This is a genomic window from Zestomonas carbonaria (assembly GCF_904061905.1).
Taxonomy (GTDB): domain Bacteria; phylum Pseudomonadota; class Gammaproteobacteria; order Pseudomonadales; family Pseudomonadaceae; genus Aquipseudomonas; species Aquipseudomonas carbonaria.
On the sequence record NZ_CAJFCI010000054.1, the window covers coordinates 107,267 to 127,755 of the forward strand.

Consider the following 20,489-nt stretch of genomic DNA (forward strand, 5'->3'; position numbering starts at 1 on the left):
TGAGCAGGATGCAATACGTGAACTATCTCTTCAGCGTTCTGGCCTGTCTTTGTCTTGCCTCCACGCTCCACGCGGCGGAGCCTCCATCGACGGCGGGAGAAGTTTTCAAAGACTGCGAAACATGCCCTGAAATGGTCGTATTGCCATCCGGAAGTTTCGTCATGGGCTCGCCGGCGATGGAGCCGGGAAGACACTCCGACGAAGGCCCTCTGCGCAAGGTTACCTTCGCTCGACCATTCGCCATCAGTCGTTTCTACGTCACCGCCGGGGAATGGGATGTCTATGCGAAGGAAACAGGCATCACGCTCGAGAACGGCGACACCCGCCCCGGGCGCGAATGCATCAATGGCAAGCCACGCTACCCCCAGGGCCCACGCCAGCCAGCAGTATGCGTGGACTACGAGGATGTCCGCGCCTACATCTCATGGCTGGCTGAAAAGACGGGCAAACCCTATCGGATGATCAGTGAGGCCGAACGGGAATATGCCGCCAGGGCCGGCAGCGAAGGGCGTTTTCCTTTCGATGACAAGAACAGCTTCGACCTCACGAAACATGCAAACACACTGGGCGCGGCGGATGGTTATGAATACACCTCCCCCGTGGACAGTTTCCCGCCAAACGACTTTGGCGTTTACGACATGCACGGCAACGTCTACGAGTGGGTCGCCGACTGCTGGCATCCCAACTATGTCGGCGCGCCAACGGATGGTAGCGCGTGGATGGAAGAAGACTGCAAGGCACACCACATCCGAGGCAACGACTGGCTATCCCAATCCATTTTCTCCAGATCGGCCAACCGTAACGTCCGCAAACCCGACGTCCGGGGAGATTGGATCGGCTTCAGGGTCGCCAGGGATCTGGAGCAATGAGTAGCCCGGAATACCAGCGCCACCCTGCTCGACGAGAGTGACAACAGGCCTCTTGCCGCCACAGAAACTCCCCCGACAAACCTCCTCGATGTGCTCCTACATCCCATCTTGAATTGGAATACCAGATGCGCCACATCATTGCTTGTGCCCAAGGCTCCTTACTGACACTCCTGGTCATGGCCAACGCCCATGCCGCCGAAACTCTCCAGCCCGGCACCGTCTTCAAGGATTGCCCGGAATGCCCGGAGATGGTGGTACTGCCCGCCGGCAGCTTCATCATGGGCACCCCGGACGACGAACTGGGCAAGCAGCCGGACGAAGGCCCGCAGCACGAGGTGACCTTCGCCAGGCCTTTCGCGATCAGCCGCTTCCAGGTCACGGCGGAAGAACTCGATGCCTATATCGAGCAGACCGGCGTGGTCATCAAGAGCGGCGACGAACGCCCCGGGCGCTGGTGCGAGGCGAGCAAACCCAGCTATCCGCAAGGCCCCCGCCAACCGGCGGTGTGCATCGACTACCACGAAGTCCAGGCCTACGCCGCGTGGCTGTCGAAGAAGACCGGCGAGCGCTACCGGATGATCAGCGAAGCGGAACGCGAATACGCCGCCCGCGCCGGCTCCACGGGGCCCTTCCCGTTTCCCTTCGACGAAGAAGGGGACTACCAGATCAGCAAGCACGCCAACACCTACGGCCCCAAGGACGGCTACAGCTACAGCTCGCCGGTCGGCAGCTACCCGCCCAATGCCTTCGGCGTCTACGACATGCACGGCAACGTCTACGAATGGGTCGCCGACTGCTGGCATCCCAACTACGTCGGCGCGCCCACCGACGGCAGCGCCTGGATAGACGACGAGAACTGCGAACGGGCCCACATGCGTGGCAACGACTGGGGCGAGGCGCCGGTCTTCTCCCGTTCGGGCAACCGCAACGACCGCCTGAAAACCACTCGCGGGGACTTCCTGGGCTTCAGGGTGGCGCGGGAGCTTTGAGCCGCCCCGCCTTCGCCCGCAACCCGAACTCATCCTGGAGTATCGAACCATGAGCAAGAGCAAACTCGTCTACATCTGGTCCTTGAGAAACGCCGCGGCCGACCAGGCCGGTCAATACGTCGACTACAAGGGCGGGAGCCGCTACATGAAGTCCCCGCTGGAGTACCTCGCGGAAGCGCTGAATGAAACCCCGCTGGGGGATATCTATTCGCTGGAAGGGGTGATCTACGACGACGACATCGACTCGGCCAGAGACCGCGAGAAGATCGAGGACTACGGCTTCTCCTACCAGCCCGGCCGCAAGTGGTTCTATCCCCCGGAGCTGAAGGTACAGGGCCGGCTGCTGAACGACCTCCTGATCGCCATTCCGTCGAAATACCGCACGCTTCCCCTCGACGCCCCGGAACGCCCCCGGGGCAAGAGCCTTTTCGAAAGGCAGTTGCTGGACAAACTGCTGGAACTGGAAGCCGAAGTCGTGGTGCTGGACGGGCTGCTGGTCATCCTGGATGAACTGGTGCGCCCGGGAGCGCGCTTCCACCGCAAGATCGTCAACATCCACCCCGGCATCACCCGCCTCGAATCCCCCTACGAACGCCGTGGCGCCTACGCGACGCTCGACGCCCTGCATGGCGCGCGCGGGCAGAAGGTCATCGACTGGCAAACCATGGAGACCGAGCCGGTCAACCCGCTCATGTTCACGGGGGCCTCCTTCCACTACGTGGACAACGGGATCGACTCCGGCGAAGTGATCGTCGACGTGCTGGAAACCCCGATCGCCCCGGACGACACGATCCTGGAGCTGCGCTGGAACAACTTCAACAACAGCCTGTTCCCCGCCCTGTACCAGGGGCTGATGGTCCTCGCCAAGGAAAGGACGCACACCAGGGAACTGGCGGGAGAAGTCTGAGGGCTCCACCCGCGTCGACGACGCCCCGAAAGCCGCCTGAAACCTCCGCTCCAACGCCGGAACTCCAGCCTCTTCCAGGAGTTCCGGCCTCTTCTAAATCCGCCCCATCCCACTTCGTCTTGTCACCAAGGGCCCATGCAGGCGCGACATCGCAACGGCCCAGATCCGATTCACTACCGTCCCATGGCAGAGAGCGAGGCAACCGGCGCGGCTGGCCTGCCCGCCCCTCTCCCTCCGATCCCAGAGGAAGTGTTGACATGACTCCGACTGCAACTCCCATCCATGATGTCATCGGCGTGGGCTTCGGTCCTTCGAACATGGCACTGGCCATCGCCCTCGAAGAACTCTCGCAGGCCAGCGGCAAGCCTCTCGATGCCCTGTTCCTGGACAAGCAACAGCATTACCGCTGGCATGGCGACACCCTCGCCGAAGGGAGCGAGATGCAGATTTCCTTCCTGAAGGACCTGGTTTCCCTGCGCAACCCGACCAGCCCCTACAGCTTCGTCAACTACCTGCACCAGCACGGCCGCCTGATCGACTTCATCAACCTGTCCACCTTCTATCCCTGCCGCATGGAGTTCAACGACTACCTGCGCTGGATCGCCGAGCAGTTCTCGGATCGCGCGATCTATGGACAGGAAGTCGTGCGCATAGAGCCCGGCTTCAACGAAGGAACCATCGATCACCTCCGGCTGGTATCCCGCGACGGCCAAGGCCGCGAACACCTCCACCAGGCACACTCGGTGGTGGTGAGCACCGGCGGTACTCCCCGGATTCCCAGCGTGTTCGCACACCTCAAGGGCGATTCGCGGGTCTTCCATCATTCGCGCTACCTGTCCGGCCTCGAACGGCTCCCCTGCTCCCAGGGCAAGTCCATGCGCATCGCCGTGATCGGCTCGGGCCAGAGTGCCGCGGAAGCCTTCATCGACCTGCACGACAGCTTCCCCTCGGTGAAGGTCGACATGGTCCTGCGCGCCTCCGCGCTGAAGCCGGCGGACGACAGCCCCTTCGTCAACGAAGTCTTCTCGCCCGCCACCACCGACCTGATGTTCAACCTGTCCGCCCAGGAACAGGAGCGGCTGCTCGACGAGTACCGCAACACCAACTACTCGGTGGTCGATCCCGGTCTCATCGAACGCATCTACGGCGTGCTCTACCGGCAGAAGGTCTCGCGCCAGTTCCGCCACGCCCTCCTCTGCCGGCAAGAAGTGAAGACCGCCATCGCCACCCCGGAAGGCCTCGAACTCACCCTGCGGGACCTGACCACCGGCCAGGAACGCACCCACCGCTACGATGCGGTGATCCTCGCCACCGGCTACGAGCGCAATGCCCATCGCGAACTCCTGGCGCCGCTGCAAGGCTACCTGCAGGACTACTCGGTAGACCGCGACTACCGGGTCCTGGCGTCCCCCCACCTCAAGGCCGCCGTCTACCTGCAGGGCTTCTGCGAAAACACCCATGGCCTGAGCGACACCCTGCTGTCGGTACTCCCCGTACGCTCCGAGGAAATCGGCAAGGCGCTCTATCGGTCGCTGGGGAAAACCATCCACGCGCCCCTGGAAGCGCTGCACGCCGAAGTCGCAACAGGCACCTGAGCCCGATGCGGCATCGACAGGAAGGCCGCTGATTCAGCGGACCTTCCGTCCCCGTTCAGCCCCGTTTCCTACCGATATTCCGCCCAGCGCCCAGTGCTTTTTCCGGTTTTTCCAGATTGAAGCGTTTCACATCTCGACATGATAACCGTTCTCAATGAGATCATAGTCGACACTCCCTAACGAGAAAAAACATGCCAGCACTCCATGAACTGACGCCCCTCGCCCGGGCTCTGATGATCCGCCACATCTTCCGCAAACCCCGCATGAGCGCGGCCATTGGCCTCGCCCTCGCCATTCCGTGCATGCAGGTACAGGCACAGGAAGTGGAATTCAACATTCCCGCGCAGTCGCTCACCAGTGCTCTCCAGGAGTTCGGGCGCCAGGCGAATCTCCAGGTGCTTTACAGCCCGAAAGACATAGAAGGGAAACGCAGCACGGCGGTCAGCGGAAAAGCATCTCCCGCACAAGCCATCGCCGAACTGCTGAGATCCACCGATATCACTCATTCCATCGAGGGAAATTCGGTAATCCTCACGAAGCAATCCTTCTCCAGCTCCGCACTGGAACTGGGCACGATCGCGATCACCAGCAACGAATTCGGGACCATCACCGAAGAGAGCAAGTCCTACACGCCGGGCACGCTCGCCACGGCGACTCGCCTGGTACTGACGCCACGCCAGACCCCGCAGTCGATCACCGTCATCACCCGCCAGCACATGGACGACTTCGGGCTGAACTCCATCAACGATGTCATGCGCCATGCACCCGGCGTCAGCATTACCACCTATGACAGCGAACGTACCGAATACAACGTCCGTGGTTTCGCGGTGAACAACTTCCAGTACGACGGCATCCCGGCGACACGCACGGCGACCTATTCGGCGGGACAGACCCTCAGCGACATGGCGATCTACGATCGCATCGAGATCCTGAAAGGCTCCACCGGCCTGCTCACCGGTACCGGCACCCCCGGCGCGAGCTTCAACCTGATCCGCAAGAAGCCGACCAACGAATTCCGTGGCCACTTCACCGCGGGCGCCGGCTCCTGGGACAACTACCGGACCGAGCTGGACGTGGGCGGCCCCCTGACCGAAAGCGGCAACGTGCGTGGCCGGGCCGTGGCGGCATACCAGGACAAGCATTCGTTCCAGGATCACTACGAGAAAAAGACCTCCGTCTATTACGGCGTTCTCGAATTCGACCTGAGTCCGGATACCCTGCTGACCGTTGGCGCCGACTATCAGGACAACAAGCCGGAAGGCTCCAGTTGGGGCGGGAACATCATTTACGACAGCAATGGCAACTTCAACAAGATGTCCCGCTCGTTCAACAATGGCGCCCATTGGAGCAGTTGGGAGCAATACACCCGTACCGTGTTCGCCACGCTCGAACAGAACTTCGCCAATGGCTGGCTCGGGAAAGTGCACCTGAACCATCAGATCAATGGCTACGACGCACCGCTTGGCGCCGTCGCCGCAGGCAACCCCAACCCCGAGACGGGTTCGGGAACCAGGCTGTGGCTGAACAAATACGTCGGGGAAACCAAGGCCAACGCCGCCGACATGTACCTCACCGGTCCCTTCGAACTGTTCGGGAAAGAGCATGAATTCGTAGTCGGCGGTAGCGTTTCCAAGAAGCGCTGGCAGAGCAAGTCCTACAACCGCCCGGCGAGCTACAGCAACCTCGTGGATGACTACTACGAATGGAACGGGGACATTCCCGAACCGGAGTGGCAGTTCAGCCGCGAGTATGACGAGATCACTCGTGAGCAGGGCTTCTACACCACCGGCCGCTTCTCGCTTACCGACGACCTGAAACTGATCCTCGGTGGCCGCGTCTCCGACTATCGCGGCGAGACCGTGACGAAGACCGGCGTAGTCACGCCCTACATGGGCCTGGTCTATGACCTGAACGACAACTTCTCGCTCTACGGCAGCTACACCAGCATCTTCAGCCCGCAGACCGTGCGGGATGAACAAGGCAAGGCCCTCGATCCGCTGGAAGGGGACAGCTACGAGACCGGCATCAAGGGCGAATTCTTCGAAGGCCGCCTGAACACCAACCTCGCCTATTTCGAGATCAAGCAGGACAACTACGCCGTACAGACCGGCAACAAGGCACCCGACGGCACCAACGCCTACCGCGCCGAACAGGGCGTGACCGTCAAGGGGTACGAAGCCGAACTGTCCGGAGAGCTGGCGCCCGGCTGGCACCTGCAGGGCGGGTACACCCATCGGACCGCCAAGCGCGACGGCAACAAGGTCTCCACCATCGCGCCGGAAGACCAATTCAACATCTATACCAGCTACACCCTGCCCGGCCGCTTCAACGCCCTCACCCTGGGCGGTGGCGCACGCTGGCAGAGCAAGACCTGGGCAACGCTGAGGAAGCCTGTCGGCGGAACGGACGACTTCACCCAGGGCTCCTTCTGGCTGGTCGACCTGATGGCCCGCTATCAGGTCACCGAGAATGTCTCCACCACCCTCAACGTCAACAACCTCCTGGACAAGAAGTACTACTCCATCATGGACTTCTACAGCGTCTACTCCTGGGGAGAACCCCGGAGCGTAACGGCCAGTGTTCGCTGGGACTTCTAGGGGCTTGGACAAGCCAGCCCGGCAATAGCCTGGCACCATCAGTCCAGCTACATCGGACTGACTCCATCAGAAGCCAGGGGTTCTTCCCCTGGTTTCTGCGTTTTGGTGGACAAGCAAAGCGTTGTCCACCCTACCCAAACCAACAGTCATCGTAGGGTGGGAAACCGCGAAGCGTTTCCCACCAGAATAGCCAGGTGACCTTGCCTGGGTGACCGACAGAGGTCGAACCCACGACTACCGCTCAAAGAGCAGGTGGACAAGCAAAGCGTTGTCCACCCTACCCAAACCAACAGTCATCGTAGGGTGGGAAACCGCGAAGCGTTTCCCACCAGAATAGCCAGGTGACCTTGCCTGGGTGACCGACAGAGAGCGAATCCGCGACTACCGCTCAAAGAGCGGGTGGACAAGCAAAGCGTTGTCCACCCGAATCAACAGCCATCGTAGGGTGGGAAACCGCGAAGCGTTTCCCACCAGAATAGCCAGGCTACCTTGCTCAGCTCACCACACCCACGGCTTCACTCAAGAAGCGCTCCTCATGCAGGATCGAGTAGTGGTCAGCCACGCAGAACGACTCGAAGCCTCCCTCGAACGATAGCCCCCTGGAGAACTCGAGGGCGTCTGCCTCACGACCCTCGACCCACCAAGCATGCGGCCTGCAAACCAGGCCTGAAAGGTCCGAGCCTTCCCAGCGCAGCCTGCCGAGGGTTACGAACGCCCCGAACACCTGAACCAGTTCCTCCCCTGTCAGCCCGAAGCGCAGCTCTTTCCCCCTGGCGGCTTCGCGAATGCCATCTGCGGCACTTTCGAGCACGCTTCCCTCCATGGCGGAAAGCACCGCCGGGCCCACCTCCGAGTCGGCCAGGAAGATGCGCAGGAACTCGCTCAGCACATGCCGTGGGTCCAGATCGTCGAACGCTCGCCCATCCTTCATGGGAGCATCGACCATTCCCAGGAAGGTGACTTCCTGCCCCTGCGACTCCAGCTCCCTGGCCACGAACAGGCTGATCACCGCACCCAGTGACCATCCCATGAGGCTATAGGGCCCCTCGGGCTGCATGAGGCGTATCGACTGGGCATAGTCCCTGGCCAGTTCTCGCATCGAGAGCGCTGGGCAACCGGGCTCGGTCAGCATGCGGGACTGTATGCCGATCACCGCACGCTTCCCGTCGAGTCGTCGTGCCAGAGACAGATAGTCGAAGACCGTGCCGAATACGCCATGGATGCAGAAAAGCGGCTGGGCATGGTCGATACGGGCGTTCAACGGCACCAGGGCATTGGAGCCCAGGTCCACGGTTCCAGTCAGTTCCGCGATGGTCGGTTTGTGCATGAGGTCACGCAGGGTGATCGACAGTCCCCGATCTCTTAGCCGCTTGGCCTTTTCAACCAACCCGACGGCCAGGATCGAGTCGCCGCCCAACTCGAAGAAGTTATCGGTCAAACCCACCCGCTCCAGCTTCAGCACGTCCGCCCAGATGGCCGCCAGTTCCCGCTCCAGCGCCGTGCGTGGCGCCACACAGGCATCGCGTATCTCGCTCGTGTTCGGCGGCGGCAGGGCCTTGCGATCGATCTTTCCATTCGGCGTCAGTGGCAGGCGCTCCAGCAACAGGAGATGCGCCGGCACCATGTACTCCGGCAGGCTCGTCTTCAGGGTCGCTCTCAATAGCTCGCGCAATGCCGCACGCCCTTCCGGCGCGACCAGCACATCCGCCTCCGCTGGCACCACGTAGCCCACCAGTTGCTTGCCGCCCGGCCCGTCCTGGGCCAGCACCACGCCTTCCCGCACGGCCTCATGCTCCAGCAGCCGCGCCTCGATCTCGCCCAGTTCGATGCGGAAACCGCGAATCTTCACCTGGTGATCCATGCGCCCGAGATACTCGATCGCCCCCTCGGGCCGGTACCGCACCAGATCGCCCGTGCGGTACAGGCGTCCTCCGCCATGCTCGTCGAACGGGTCGGGAACGAAGCGTTCCGCAGTCAACGCAGGGCGGTTGTAATACCCCCTGGCAAGGCCGTGCCCACCAATGAACAGTTCGCCGCCAATCCCCGTGGAGACGATATTGGCGCTTCCATCCAGGACATACAGGGCCGTGTTCGACAGGGGCTGTCCAAGCCAGATCGAGCCGGCATCCTCGACTTGCTGGCTCGATGACCAGATGGTGGTTTCAGTCGGTCCGTAGAGGTTCCAAAGAGCCCCGACATGCTCGAGCATCCTGCCTGCCAGGTCCTTGGCCAGCGCTTCGCCGCCGCAGAGCGCTTTGCGCCCGCGCAGCCTTCCGACGGTTTCCGGAGCGCCATCCAGCAGCATGCGCCATGTCGCCGGCGTCGCCTGGATGACATCGATGTCGCTCTCCTCGATCAACGCCAGCAGCGCCTGGGGGTCCTTGCCGACCGGCCCCTTGGGCAGCACCACGCACGCGCCGCACAGCAGGCTCAGGTAGAGCTCCAGCCCGGCAATATCGAAGGACAGGGAAGTGAGTTGCAGCACCCTGTTCCCGTGCTCCAGCCCCAGTTGCTCTCTCATGCTGCACAGGAAGTTCACCAACGACCGGTGCTGGATGAGCACTCCCTTCGGCCTGCCGGTCGAACCCGAGGTGTAGATCACGTAGGCCAGATTCTCCGGGGCCGCGCGATGCTCCAGGTTCCTTGCCTCGTACTCCTGGCAGTCGCCCTCCCGATCCAGGCACAGGCTCCGTACCGCCTCTCCCGACGGGAGGGAATCCAGCAGGTGGGACTGGCTCAGAACCAGCCTCACGCCACTGTCCTCCAGCATGTACGCCAGGCGCTCGCGCGGATACTCCGGGTCCAGCGGCACGTACGCACCACCTGCCTTCAGCACCGCCAGCAGCCCCACGACCATCTCCAGGCCGCGCTCGACCGCAATGCCCACCAGCACATCCGGCCCCACGCCCAGCTCGCGCAGTTTGCGCGCCAGCCTGTTGGCCCGCTGGTTGAGCTCCCGGTAGGTCAGCGCCCGGTCAGCGAAGATCAATGCGCTGGCCTCCGGCGTCTTCTCCGCCTGGGCCTCGATCAGTTGATGGAGGCACGACTCGCCCGGATAGATATCCCCGGAGCTGTTCCAGGCATCGACAACCTGCTGGCGCTCCTCGCTGCCCAGCAACGGAAGATCGCCGATACGTGCCCCGCCATCGGCGGCCAAAGCCTGCAACAAGTTGCCGAAGTGGCCGGCCAGTTGGCTGACCGTACGAGCGTCGAAATGCCCGTGGTCGTAGCCGTAATGCACCGTCAGGGTCTCGCCCAATCCAACGGCCAGCGTCAACGGGTAGTTGGTCTGCTCCTGGTTGCCCACCTCGCCGAAACTCAGGCCGGCCGGCGTTCCCTGGCGCAACGCCTCCGACACCGGGTAGTTCTCGAACACCACCAGGCTGTCGAACAGCGCCTCGCCGCCCAGGCCGGCCCAGCGCTGCACCTCGTACAGCGGCGTGTGCTCGAACTCGCGTGAGGCCAGGTTCCGCTCCTGCACCTGACCGATCCACTCGGCCACCGTCTGCTCCGGACGCGGACTGCCGATCACCGGCAGGGTGTTGATGAACAGCCCCACCTGCTCCTCGATACCGGCCAGTTCCGCCGGGCGCCCTGCCACCGTGGCGCCGAAGCACACCGTCTCCTGGCCGGTGTAGCGCTGCAACAACAGCAGCCAGGCGGCCTGGACCAGGGTGTTCACCGTCACCCGATGCGCACGGGCGAACTCACCGAGACGACGCGTGTGCTCCCGGTCGAATCTCTGGCGGTGGTTCCCGTGGCCTGCCTGCAAACCCGGCTGGTTCAGCCTGACGGCCTGGGCCAACCGCGTCGGCTCGTCGAGCTCGGCCAACTGCCCTTTCCAGAAGATCTCGCCAGCGGCCTGGTCCTGCCGTTGCAACCAGGCGATGTAGTCGCGATAGCGTCCTGGCCGTTGATCCGGAACCTGCCCGGCATAGCGCTGCAACACGTCGCCCAGCAGCCGGGAGTTGCTCCAGCCATCCATCAGGATGTGGTGGTTGGTGTAGATCAGGTGATGTCGATTCCCGGCGACCCTCACCATGACCAAGCGCAGCAATGGCGCGCGGGTCAGGTCGAAGCCCTGCCGCCGTTCCCCCTCGGCCAGGGCGTCCAGCGCTCGTTGCAGCTCGGGCTGGCCACGCCAGTCATGCTCGATGAAGGGCAGCGCTACATGCTTGTGCACGATCTGGATCGGCTGCTCCAGTTCGCCTTGCCAGACGAACCCCGTGCGCAGGATGTCATGCGCCTCCAGGGCTGCCTGCCAGACCTGGCGGAACCGCTCGACATCCAGCCCATCCACGTCCACCCGCATCTGGTTGATGTAGTCGCCCCCCTCCTGCTCGTAGAGGCTGTGGAACAGCATGCCCTGCTGCATCGGCGACAGCGGGTAGATATCGGCGATCTGCGCCGCCGGGGTCGGCAGGCCGTCCAGTTGCGCCTGGCTCAACCCGGCCAGCGGGAAGTCCGATGGCGTCACGCCACGGCTCTCTTCCCGGCAGCAATGCTCGATCAGCGCCTTGAGCTCCTCGGCATAGTCGTCGGCCAAGCGCAGGATCGTCCGCTCGTCGAACAGCTCCCGGCTGAAGGTCCAGCCCAGGCTCAACTCACCGTCGTATACCTGCCCGTTGAGGCTGATCGATGCGCTCAGCGGCGCGTCTTCGCTCAGGGACGAACCACTCTGTTCGGATGCCGGAATGAACAGTCCGTCCTCGCCATCGAAACTGCCATCGAACTGCCCCAGGTAGTTGAAGACGATTTCCCCCTGCGGCAGTTGTTGAAGCGCTTGCCGAGCTTCGGGAGTACCCAGGTAACGCAACAGGCCATAACCGATGCCCTTGTTCGGCACCGCCCGCAACTGCTCCTTGATCGTCTTGATCGAGGCCGCCGGTTCGTCCTGCGGGCTCAGCTTCACCGGGTACACCGTGGTGAACCAACCCACCGTGCGGGTCAGGTCGATGTCCTCGAACAGATCTTCGCGGCCATGCCCCTCCAGCCGGACCAGCACGTCCGGCTGCCCGGTCCAGCGACCGATCACCCGCGCCAGGGCCGCCAGCAGCAGGTCGTTGACCTGGGTGCGATAGGCGGCCGGCGCCTCCTGCAACAGCCGGCGCGTCCAGTCGCGGTCCAGGCGGGTGTTCGCGTATGCCGCCTGTTTCTGCTGGTTGCCGCCCTCCGGGTGATCGCAGGGCAGCTCACCGGCGACGCCTTGCAACTGTGCTTGCCAGTAGGCCAACTCCCCTTCGAGCACAGGGCTGGTGGCATGGGCTTGCAGATGCTCGGCCCAGGCCTTGAACGAGCTGGTCTTGGCCGGCAGCCCGAGCGACTGATAGGCCCGTTGCAGGTCCTCCAGCAGCACGCGCCAGGACACGCCGTCCACCACCAGGTGGTGGATCACCAGCAACAGGCGTTGACCGCCGTCGGGCAATTCCGCCAGCACCGCACGCAACAGCGGACCGTTTTCCAGACTCAGGCTGCGCTGCGCTTCGTTGGCGACCTGCTCCAGCTCCGCCAGGTCGGTGAGGCAACTGGTCCACAGCACATCCATCGGTGCCACGCTCTGGAACTCGGCCTGCCATTCGCCATCTCGACGCTCGAAGCACGACCGCAAGGCATCGTGATGCTCAAGCACCGACAGTAGCGCGGCCTTCAGGCAGTCAGCCTCCAGCGGTTTGCGAGGAGCGAGCAATACCGACTGGTTCCAATGATGACGCTCGGGAATCTCCGCTTCGAAGAACCATTGCTGGATCGGTGTCAGCGGCAACACTCCGGTAACCGGTCCCTGATCGATGACCGGGCCTGCCGAGCGGCGAGCCACCGCCGCCAGCCCCTGCACCGTCTGGTGCTGGAACAGGTCCTTGGGCGTGAACTGGATGCCCGCCTGGCGTGCCCGGCTCACCACCTGCAACGAGATGATCGAATCGCCGCCCAGTTCGAAGAAGTTGTCGGCCAGCCCCACTCGCTCGATCTTCAACACCTCCGCCCAGATCGCCGCGACCTGCTGTTCCAGTTCCGTCCTCGGTGCCACGTAGGTCTGTTGCATCTGGTTCGCATCCGGCTGCGGCAGCGCCTTGCGGTCCAGCTTGCCGTTCGGGGTCAGTGGCAGGCGGTCCAGGAACAGCAGGTGCGCCGGGACCATGTAGTCCGGCAGGTGTGCCTTGAGCGCAGCCCTCAGGGTTTCGCGCAAGCCATCCTGTCCGGGCTGCGCCGGCACCACATAGCCCACCAGTTGCTTGCCGCTCGGCCCGTCCTGGGCCAGCACCACCGCCTCGCGCACGGCCGCCTGCTCCAGCAGCCGCGCCTCGATCTCGCCCAGCTCGATGCGGAAGCCACGAACCTTCACCTGGTGGTCGACCCGGCCCAGGTAATCCACCAGGCCATCGGCCCGCGCACGGGTCAGGTCGCCGCTGCGGTAGACCCGCTCGCCGTCGCTGCCGAACGGATCGGGCACGAAGCGTTCCGCCGTCAGGCCGGGACGGTCCAGATAACCCCGCGCCACGCCTTCCCCGCCCAGGTACAGTTCGCCGGCAAGGCCCACCGGCAGCAGGTTCAGGTCGGCATCCAGCACATAGCCGCGCCGCTTGCCCAGCAAGGTGCCGATCGGTGCATAGGCCGCACCGCAGGCGTCACCCGGCCGAGCCTTCCACAGCAACGGCGTCACCACCGTTTCGGTCGGGCCGTAGCCGTTGAACAGGTATTGCGGACGCAGCGCTCGCCAGGCCAGGTCATAGCTCGCCTGCGGCACCGCATCGCCGCCGAAGCAGTAGACCCGCACCGGCGGCGGGTTGCCGTCGCGCTCGGCATGCTCGGCCAGTTGTTGCAGGTATACCGGCGGGAACACCCCCAACGTCACGCCGTGCCGATGCATCTCGGCGTAGGTCTGCTCCGGCAGCCACAGGCTGTCGTCGCGGATCAGTACGCGGGCGCCGTTGATCAGCGGGTGCATCCAGCCTTCATGGGCACCATCGAAGGCGAACGACATGAAGTGCAGTTCGCAGTCCGCCGGGTTCGTCTCGTAGCGCTCGCCGGTCGCCCGGATGTGCGACACCAGCGGGCCGTGGGACACCGCCACGCCCTTGGGCTGCCCGGTGGAACCCGAGGTGTAGATCACGTAGGCCAGGTTCTCTTCCGCCAACTCCACGCAAGGCGCGGTTTCCGGGTAATCGCGCCAGTCGTCGGACTGGTCCACCGCCAGGGTCGGCAGGTCTGCGGGGATCGGCAACTGCTCCAGCACGTCGCCCTGGGTCAGTACCAGCGCGGCGGCGCAGTCCTTCATCATGTACAGCAGGCGGTCCTGCGGATAGGCCACGTCCAGCGGCACGTAGGCGCCACCAGCCTTCAGCACGGCCAGGAAGGCCACCATGATCTCCGCCGAGCGACGCATGGCGATCGCCACCCGCACTTCCGGGCCCACGCCCAGTTCGATCAGCCGGTGGGCCAGGCGGTTGGCCTGGGCATCGAGCTGGCCATAGGTGAGCTGCTGGTCGCCGAAGATCACTGCCACCGCAGCCGGTGTTTGCCGGGCACGGTCCTCGATCAACTGGTGGACGTAGCGGTCGCTCGGGTAGTCGGACCGGGTCTGGTCCCACTGGGCCAGGATGAAGCGGCGTTCCGATTCGCCCAGCATCGGCAGCTCGGCAACCCGCCGCTCCGGCTGCGCGCAGATCGCTTCCAGCAGATTGCCGAAATGCCTGGCCAACTGGCCAATCACCCGGGCATCGAAGTACCGGCAGTCGTAGCTGTAGTGCACCGTCAGGGTCTCGCCCAGCACAACCGCCAGCGTCAGCGGGTAGTTGGTCTGCTCCTGGCTGCCTACCTCGCCGAAACTCAGGCCGGCCGGAGCGCCCTGTTGCAGGGCTTCCGACACCGGGTAGTTCTCGAACACCACTAGGCTGTCGAACAGCGCCTCGCCACCCAGGCCAGCCCAGCGCTGCACCTCGTACAGCGGCGTGTGCTCGAACTCGCGCAAGGCCAGGTTCCGTTCCTGTACCTGGCCGATCCACTCGGCCACCGTCTGCTCCGGACGCGGCGTGCCGATCACCGGCAGGGTGTTGATGAACAGCCCCACCTGCTCTTCGATACCGACCAGCTCAGCCGGGCGCCCCGCCACCGTGGCGCCGAAGGTGACCGTCTCCTGGCCGGTGTAGCGTTGCAGCAGCAACAGCCAGGCGGCCTGGACCAGGGTGTTCACCGTTACCCGATGCGCCCGGGCGAACTCACCAAGACGACGCGCGTGTTCCCGGTCGAATACCTGGCGATGATCGCCATGGCCAACCTGCTCTTCCGACAGGTTCGGCCTGACGGCCTGGACCAGTCGCGTCGGCTCGTCGAGCTCGGCCAACTGCCCTTTCCAGAAGGTCTCGCTGACAGCCGGGTCCTGCCGTTGCAACCAGGCGATGTAGTCGCGATAGCGCCCGGCCTGCCGCCCCGGAACCTGCCCGGCATAGCGCTGCAACACTTCGCCCAGCAACCGGGAGTTGCTCCAGCCATCCATCAGGATGTGGTGGTTGGTGTAGATCAGGTGATGGCGCCGCTCCGCCGTGCGGACCAGCGTCAGCCGCAGCAGCGGTTCGCCGGCCAGGTCGAAGCCTTTCTGCCGGTCCGCCTGCGCCCACGTGGCCAGGCTCTCCTCCAGATCGGCCTGGCCTCGCCAGTCCAGCACCTCGAAAGGGATTGGCACATGCCGGCGAACCACCTGCAACGGCTGCGCCAGGCCGCTGACGAAGTTGGCCCTGAGTACTTCATGGCCATCGACCGTCGCCTGCCAGGCCTGACGGAATCGTTCAACGTCCAGCCCGTCCACATCCACCCGCATCTGGTTGATGTAGTCGCCACCCTCCTGCTCGTAGAGGCTGTGGAACAGCATGCCCTGCTGCATCGGCGACAGCGGATAGATATCGGCGATCTGTGTTGCAGGAATCGGCAGGTTGTCCAGTTGTGCCTGGCTCAACCCGGCCAGCGGGAAGTCCGAAGGCGTCACGCCACCGACCTCCTCCCGGCAGCAGTGCTCGATCAGCGCCTTGAGTTCCTCGGCATAGTCGTCGGCCAAGCGCAGGATCGTCCGCTCGTCGAACAGCTCCCGGCTGAAGGTCCAGCCCAGGCTCAACTCACCGTCGTATACCTGCCCGTTGAGGCTGAGCAGGCTGCCCAGCGGCGCCTCAGCGCTCTGCCCCGCGCCACTGCCCTCCTTCGCCGGCACGAACAAAGCGGTTTCGTCGTCGAAGCTGCCATCGAACTGTCCCAGGTAGTTGAAGACGATCTCACCCTGCGGCAGTTGTTGAAGCGCTTGCCGAGCCTCGGGAGTACCCAGGTAACGCAGCAGGCCATAGCCGATCCCTTTGTTCGGCACCGCCCGCAGTTGCTCCTTGATCGTCTTGATCGATGCCGACAAATCCGTCTGCGGGCTGAGCTTCACCGGATACATGCTGGTGAACCAGCCCACCGTGCGGGTCAGGTCGATGTCCTCGAACAGGTCCTCGCGGCCATGTCCCTCCAGCCGGACCAGCACGTCCGGCTGCCCGGTCCAGCGACCGATCACCCGCGCCAGGGCCGCCAGCAGCAGGTCGTTGACCTGGGTGCGGTAGGCGGCCGGCGCATCCTGCAGCAGTCGGCGTGTCCAGTCGCGATCCAGGCGGGTGTTCGCGTATGCCGCCTGTTTCTGCTGGTTGCCGCCCTCCGGGTGATCGCAGGGCAGTTCATCGACAGCGTCTTGCAACTGTGCCTGCCAGTAGGCCAGTTCCCCGTCGAAGGCATGGGCTTGCAGATGCTCGGCCCAGGCCTTGAACGAGCTGGTCTTGGCCGGCAACCCGAGCGACCGATAGGCCCGTTGCAGGTCCTCCAGCAGCACGCGCCAGGACACGCCGTCCACCACCAGGTGGTGGATCACCAGCAGCAGGCGTTGACTGCCGCCGGGCAATTCCGCCAGCACCGCACGCAACAGCGGACCGTTTTCCAGGCTCAGGCTGCGCTGCGCCTCGTTGGCGACCTGCTCCAGCTCCGCCAGGTCGGCGAGGTGGCTGGTCCACAGTACATCCACCGGCGCCACACCCTGGAACTCGGCCTGCCATGCGCCATTCCGCTGTTCGAAGCGCAGCCGCAAGGCATCGTGATGCTCGACCAGGGCCTGCAGGGCTGCCCTCAGGTGGTCAGGGTCGATCCGCTCACCTGGTTTCAGCAGCACCGACTGGTTCCAGTGATGACGCTCGGGAATCTCCGCCTCGAAGAACCATTGCTGGATCGGCGTCAACGGCAGCACGCCAGTGACCGCTCCCTGATCGATGACCGGACCTTCCGAACGGCGAGCCACCGCCGCCAGCCCCTGCACCGTCTGGTGCTGGAACAGGTCCTTCGGCGTGAACTGGATACCCGCCTGGCGTGCCCGGCTCACCACCTGCAACGAGATGATCGAATCGCCGCCCAGTTCGAAGAAGTTGTCGGCCAGCCCTACTCGCTCCAGCTTGAGCACGTCCTGCCAGATCGCTGCGATCCGCTGTTCCAGTTCCGTCCTCGGTGCCACGTAGGCCTGCTGCATCTGGCTCGCGTCCGGTTGCGGCAGCGCCTTGCGGTCCAGCTTGCCGTTCGGGGTCAGTGGCAGGCGGTCCAGGAACAGCAGGTGCGCCGGGACCATGTAGTCCGGCAGGCTTTCCTTGAGCGCGGCCCGCAATGTCTCGCGTAGCGCAGCCTGGGCTTCCGGTCGGTCCGCAACATCGGTCGGCACGACATAGCCCACCAGTTGCTTGCCGCTCGGCCCATCCAGGGCCAGCACCACCGCTTCACGCACGGCCGCCTGCTCCAGCAGCCGCGCCTCGATCTCGCCCAGCTCGATGCGGAAGCCACGAACCTTCACCTGATGGTCGATTCGCCCCAGGTACTCGATCACCCCGTCGGGCCGGTAGCGCGCCAGGTCGCCCGTGCGGTACAGGCGTCCTCCGCCTTGCTCGTCGAAGGGATCGGGCAGGAACTTCTCGGCCGTAAGCGACGGACGGTTCAGATACCCCCGGGCCAGCCCCGCCCCGGCCATGCACAGCTCGCCGGCATGCCCCACGGCTACAGGCTCCCCCGCGCCATCCAGGAGATAGACGGCACTGTTGGAAATCGGCCGCCCGATATTCGGAACGCCGCCCGTTTCCCTGCGGGTATAGGTCGAATACGTCGTGTCCTCTGAAGGGCCATAGAGGTCGTAGACATGCTCGATGTGGCCGAGGCCGTACAGGCTCTCGACCAGCGATTGCGCCAGCGGCTCGCCGGCCAGATTGACGATCCGGACCGAGTCCGGCAGTTGCCCCGAGTCGCACAGCATCTTGATCGCCGACGGCACGGTATTGATCAGTCGCACCCGCTCCTTCGCGGCGAGGCTGGGCAACTCCAGCGCATTGCCGGCCAGGACGACATAGCCTCCCGCCGACAAGGTCACGAAGAGCTCCCACACCGAGAGATCGAAGCAGATGGAGGTCGAGGCCAGCACCCCTTGCAGGTCCTCCCGGCTGTAGACCCCATGGGCCCAACCGATCAGCGCCGAGACATTGCGGTGCTCGATCAGCACGCCTTTCGGCCTGCCCGTGGAGCCCGAGGTATAGATGCTATAGGCCAGGTTGCCTGGGGCACTCAGGGACGGTGGGTTCTCGCCGGAATATGCCTCCAGCGCGAGCCGATCGACCAGCAGCACTTCTGCGTCGAACCCCATCGGCAGGCGCGGAAGCAAAGCACCCTGAGTCAGCAGGAGGGTCGCCCGGCTGTCTTCCATCATGTATGCCAGCCGCTCCTGCGGGTACTCGGGGTCCAGCGGCACGTACGCGCCACCCGCCTTGAGGATCGCCAACAGCCCCACCACCATTTCCGGGCTGCGCTCCAGCGCGATACCCACCAGTACATCCGGCCCCACTCCCCGCTCGCGGAGCTTGTGCGCCAGCCTGTTGGCCCGTCGGTTCAAATCCCGGTAGGTCAGTTCCTGCTCACCGAAGATCAGCGCGACGGCCTCCGGTGCCCTCTCCACCTGGGCCTCGACCAGCTCATGCACGCACGCGTCGTTCGGATAGCTGGCTTCCGTGCGGTTCCAGTCACGGACGATCCGCCGGCGCTCCTCATCGTCCAGCAGCGGCAACTCGGCAACCCGCCGTCCCGGCTGCGCACAGATCGCCTCCAGCAGGTTGCGCCAGTGCCTCGCCAGCCGCTCGACGGTCGGCCGCTCGAACAGGTCCGTCGCGTAGGTCAACGATGCCCGGAACCCCAGCTCGGATTCGAAAGTGTCCAGTGTCAGGTCGAACTGCGCGGTATGGGTCCCCCTCTCCAGGCTTTCCACCCGCAGCCCCGGCAGTTGCCGCGCCTCGCCCCTTGCCTCGCTCTGGTGGTTGTACATCACCTGGAACAGCGGGCTGTGGCTCAGGTTGCGCTCCGGTTGCAGCGCCTCCACCAACTGTTCGAACGGCAGGTCCTGATGCGCCTGCGCCTCCAGGGCCGTCCGCTTCACCTGCTGCAGCAAGTCGTCGAAGGTGGTGTGCAGGTCGAACTCCGCCTTCAGCACCTGGGTATTGACGAAGAAGCCGATCAGCCCCTCCGTCTCCACCCGGGTACGGTTGGCGATCGGCACGCCCACGCGGATATCCGACTGCCCCGAATACCGATGCAACAAGCTCTGGAACGAAGCCAGCAGCAGCATGAACAGCGTCACGCCCTGGCGCTGGGCCAGTTCCTTCAAGGCCCGGCCCAGTTCCTCGGCCAGCGGGATTTCCACCCTGGCGCCACGGTGGCTCTGCACCACCGGACGCGAGCGGTCGGCCGGCAACTCCAGCACCGGCTGCTCACCGCCCAGCCGCGCCAGCCAGTAGGCCAGTTGCCGCTCGCGCTCGCCCGCTTCCATCCAGCTACGCTGCCAGAACGCATAGTCCGCGTACTGGATCGGCAGCTCCGGCAACTCCACTTCCCGGCCCTCGCTGTAGCCCGCGTACAACCGGACCAGCTCGTCCACCATGATCGGCATCGACCAGCCATCGGAAACGATGTGGTGCAGGGTCAGCACCAGAACGTGGTCGTCCTCCGCCAGGCGCAGCAGTTTCACCCGCAGCAACGGGCCGCGTTCCAGATCGAAGAGGGCCTGGATCTCCGCCTCGACACGCGCCTGGATGGCCTGTGCGCTCCCATCCTCCAGCACGTCGCGGGACAGCTCGAAAGGCATGCCCGGGTGCACCACCTGGATCGCCTGCTCGCCCTCCTGACGGAAGGTCGTGCGCAGGCTCTCGTGACGGTCGATCAGGGCCTCGAAGCTGCGCCGCAGCGCTTCGAGATCGAGAGCGCCCTTCAGCCGCAGCGCCGCCGGGACATGGTAGGCGGCGCTCCCCGGCTCCAGTTGCCACAGGAACCATTGGCGCTGCTGGGCGTAGGAAAGCGGAAGGCGCTCGAAATCGAATCGCACGACCGGGATGGGTAGCTGTGAAAGGCTTATCTCCTTCGATCTCAGCTTCTGGAAAAACAGTTCCCGTTGCGGAAGAGGCAGTCGAACAAACCGGTGGACCAGATCCAGATTCTTGTTGGGTTGCATT

At 64.4% G+C, this 20,489-nt stretch carries 6 protein-coding genes; 5 read left to right on the forward strand and 1 reads right to left on the reverse strand.

Annotation, left to right across the window (positions count from 1 at the left end; genetic code table 11):
- Nucleotides 1-8 precede the first annotated feature (8 nt).
- From PSEWESI4_RS13740 to PSEWESI4_RS13760, 5 genes are all read left to right on the forward strand, one after another.
- Nucleotides 9-869, forward strand: coding sequence for a formylglycine-generating enzyme family protein (locus PSEWESI4_RS13740; RefSeq protein ID WP_187671767.1), 861 nt, complete (start codon nt 9-11; stop codon nt 867-869).
- 125 nt (nt 870-994) lie between these two features.
- Nucleotides 995-1,858, forward strand: coding sequence for a dihydropyoverdine dehydrogenase (pvdO, locus tag PSEWESI4_RS13745; RefSeq protein ID WP_187671768.1), 864 nt, complete (start codon nt 995-997; stop codon nt 1,856-1,858).
- A gap of 49 nt (nt 1,859-1,907) precedes the next feature.
- Nucleotides 1,908-2,765 carry a formyltransferase family protein gene (locus PSEWESI4_RS13750; RefSeq protein WP_187671769.1) on the forward strand — a complete coding sequence of 286 codons (858 nt, stop codon included), beginning with the start codon at nt 1,908-1,910 and terminating at the stop codon, nt 2,763-2,765.
- A 257-nt stretch (nt 2,766-3,022) separates the two neighbouring features.
- Nucleotides 3,023-4,360, forward strand: a complete 1,338-nt coding sequence (locus PSEWESI4_RS13755) for a lysine N(6)-hydroxylase/L-ornithine N(5)-oxygenase family protein (protein ID WP_187671770.1) — start codon at nt 3,023-3,025, stop codon at nt 4,358-4,360.
- Between the two features lie 191 nt (nt 4,361-4,551).
- The gene (locus PSEWESI4_RS13760; RefSeq protein WP_187671771.1) at nt 4,552-6,957 is read left to right on the forward strand and encodes a TonB-dependent siderophore receptor; all 2,406 of its coding nucleotides are present in this window, start codon (nt 4,552-4,554) and stop codon (nt 6,955-6,957) included.
- Between the two features lie 493 nt (nt 6,958-7,450).
- Here the strand turns inward: PSEWESI4_RS13760 and PSEWESI4_RS13765 are convergent, their stop codons facing one another.
- Entirely contained in the window at nt 7,451-20,488 is a 13,038-nt protein-coding gene (locus tag PSEWESI4_RS13765) for a non-ribosomal peptide synthetase (protein ID WP_187671772.1), read from the reverse strand.
- Nucleotide 20,489 lies beyond the last annotated feature (1 nt).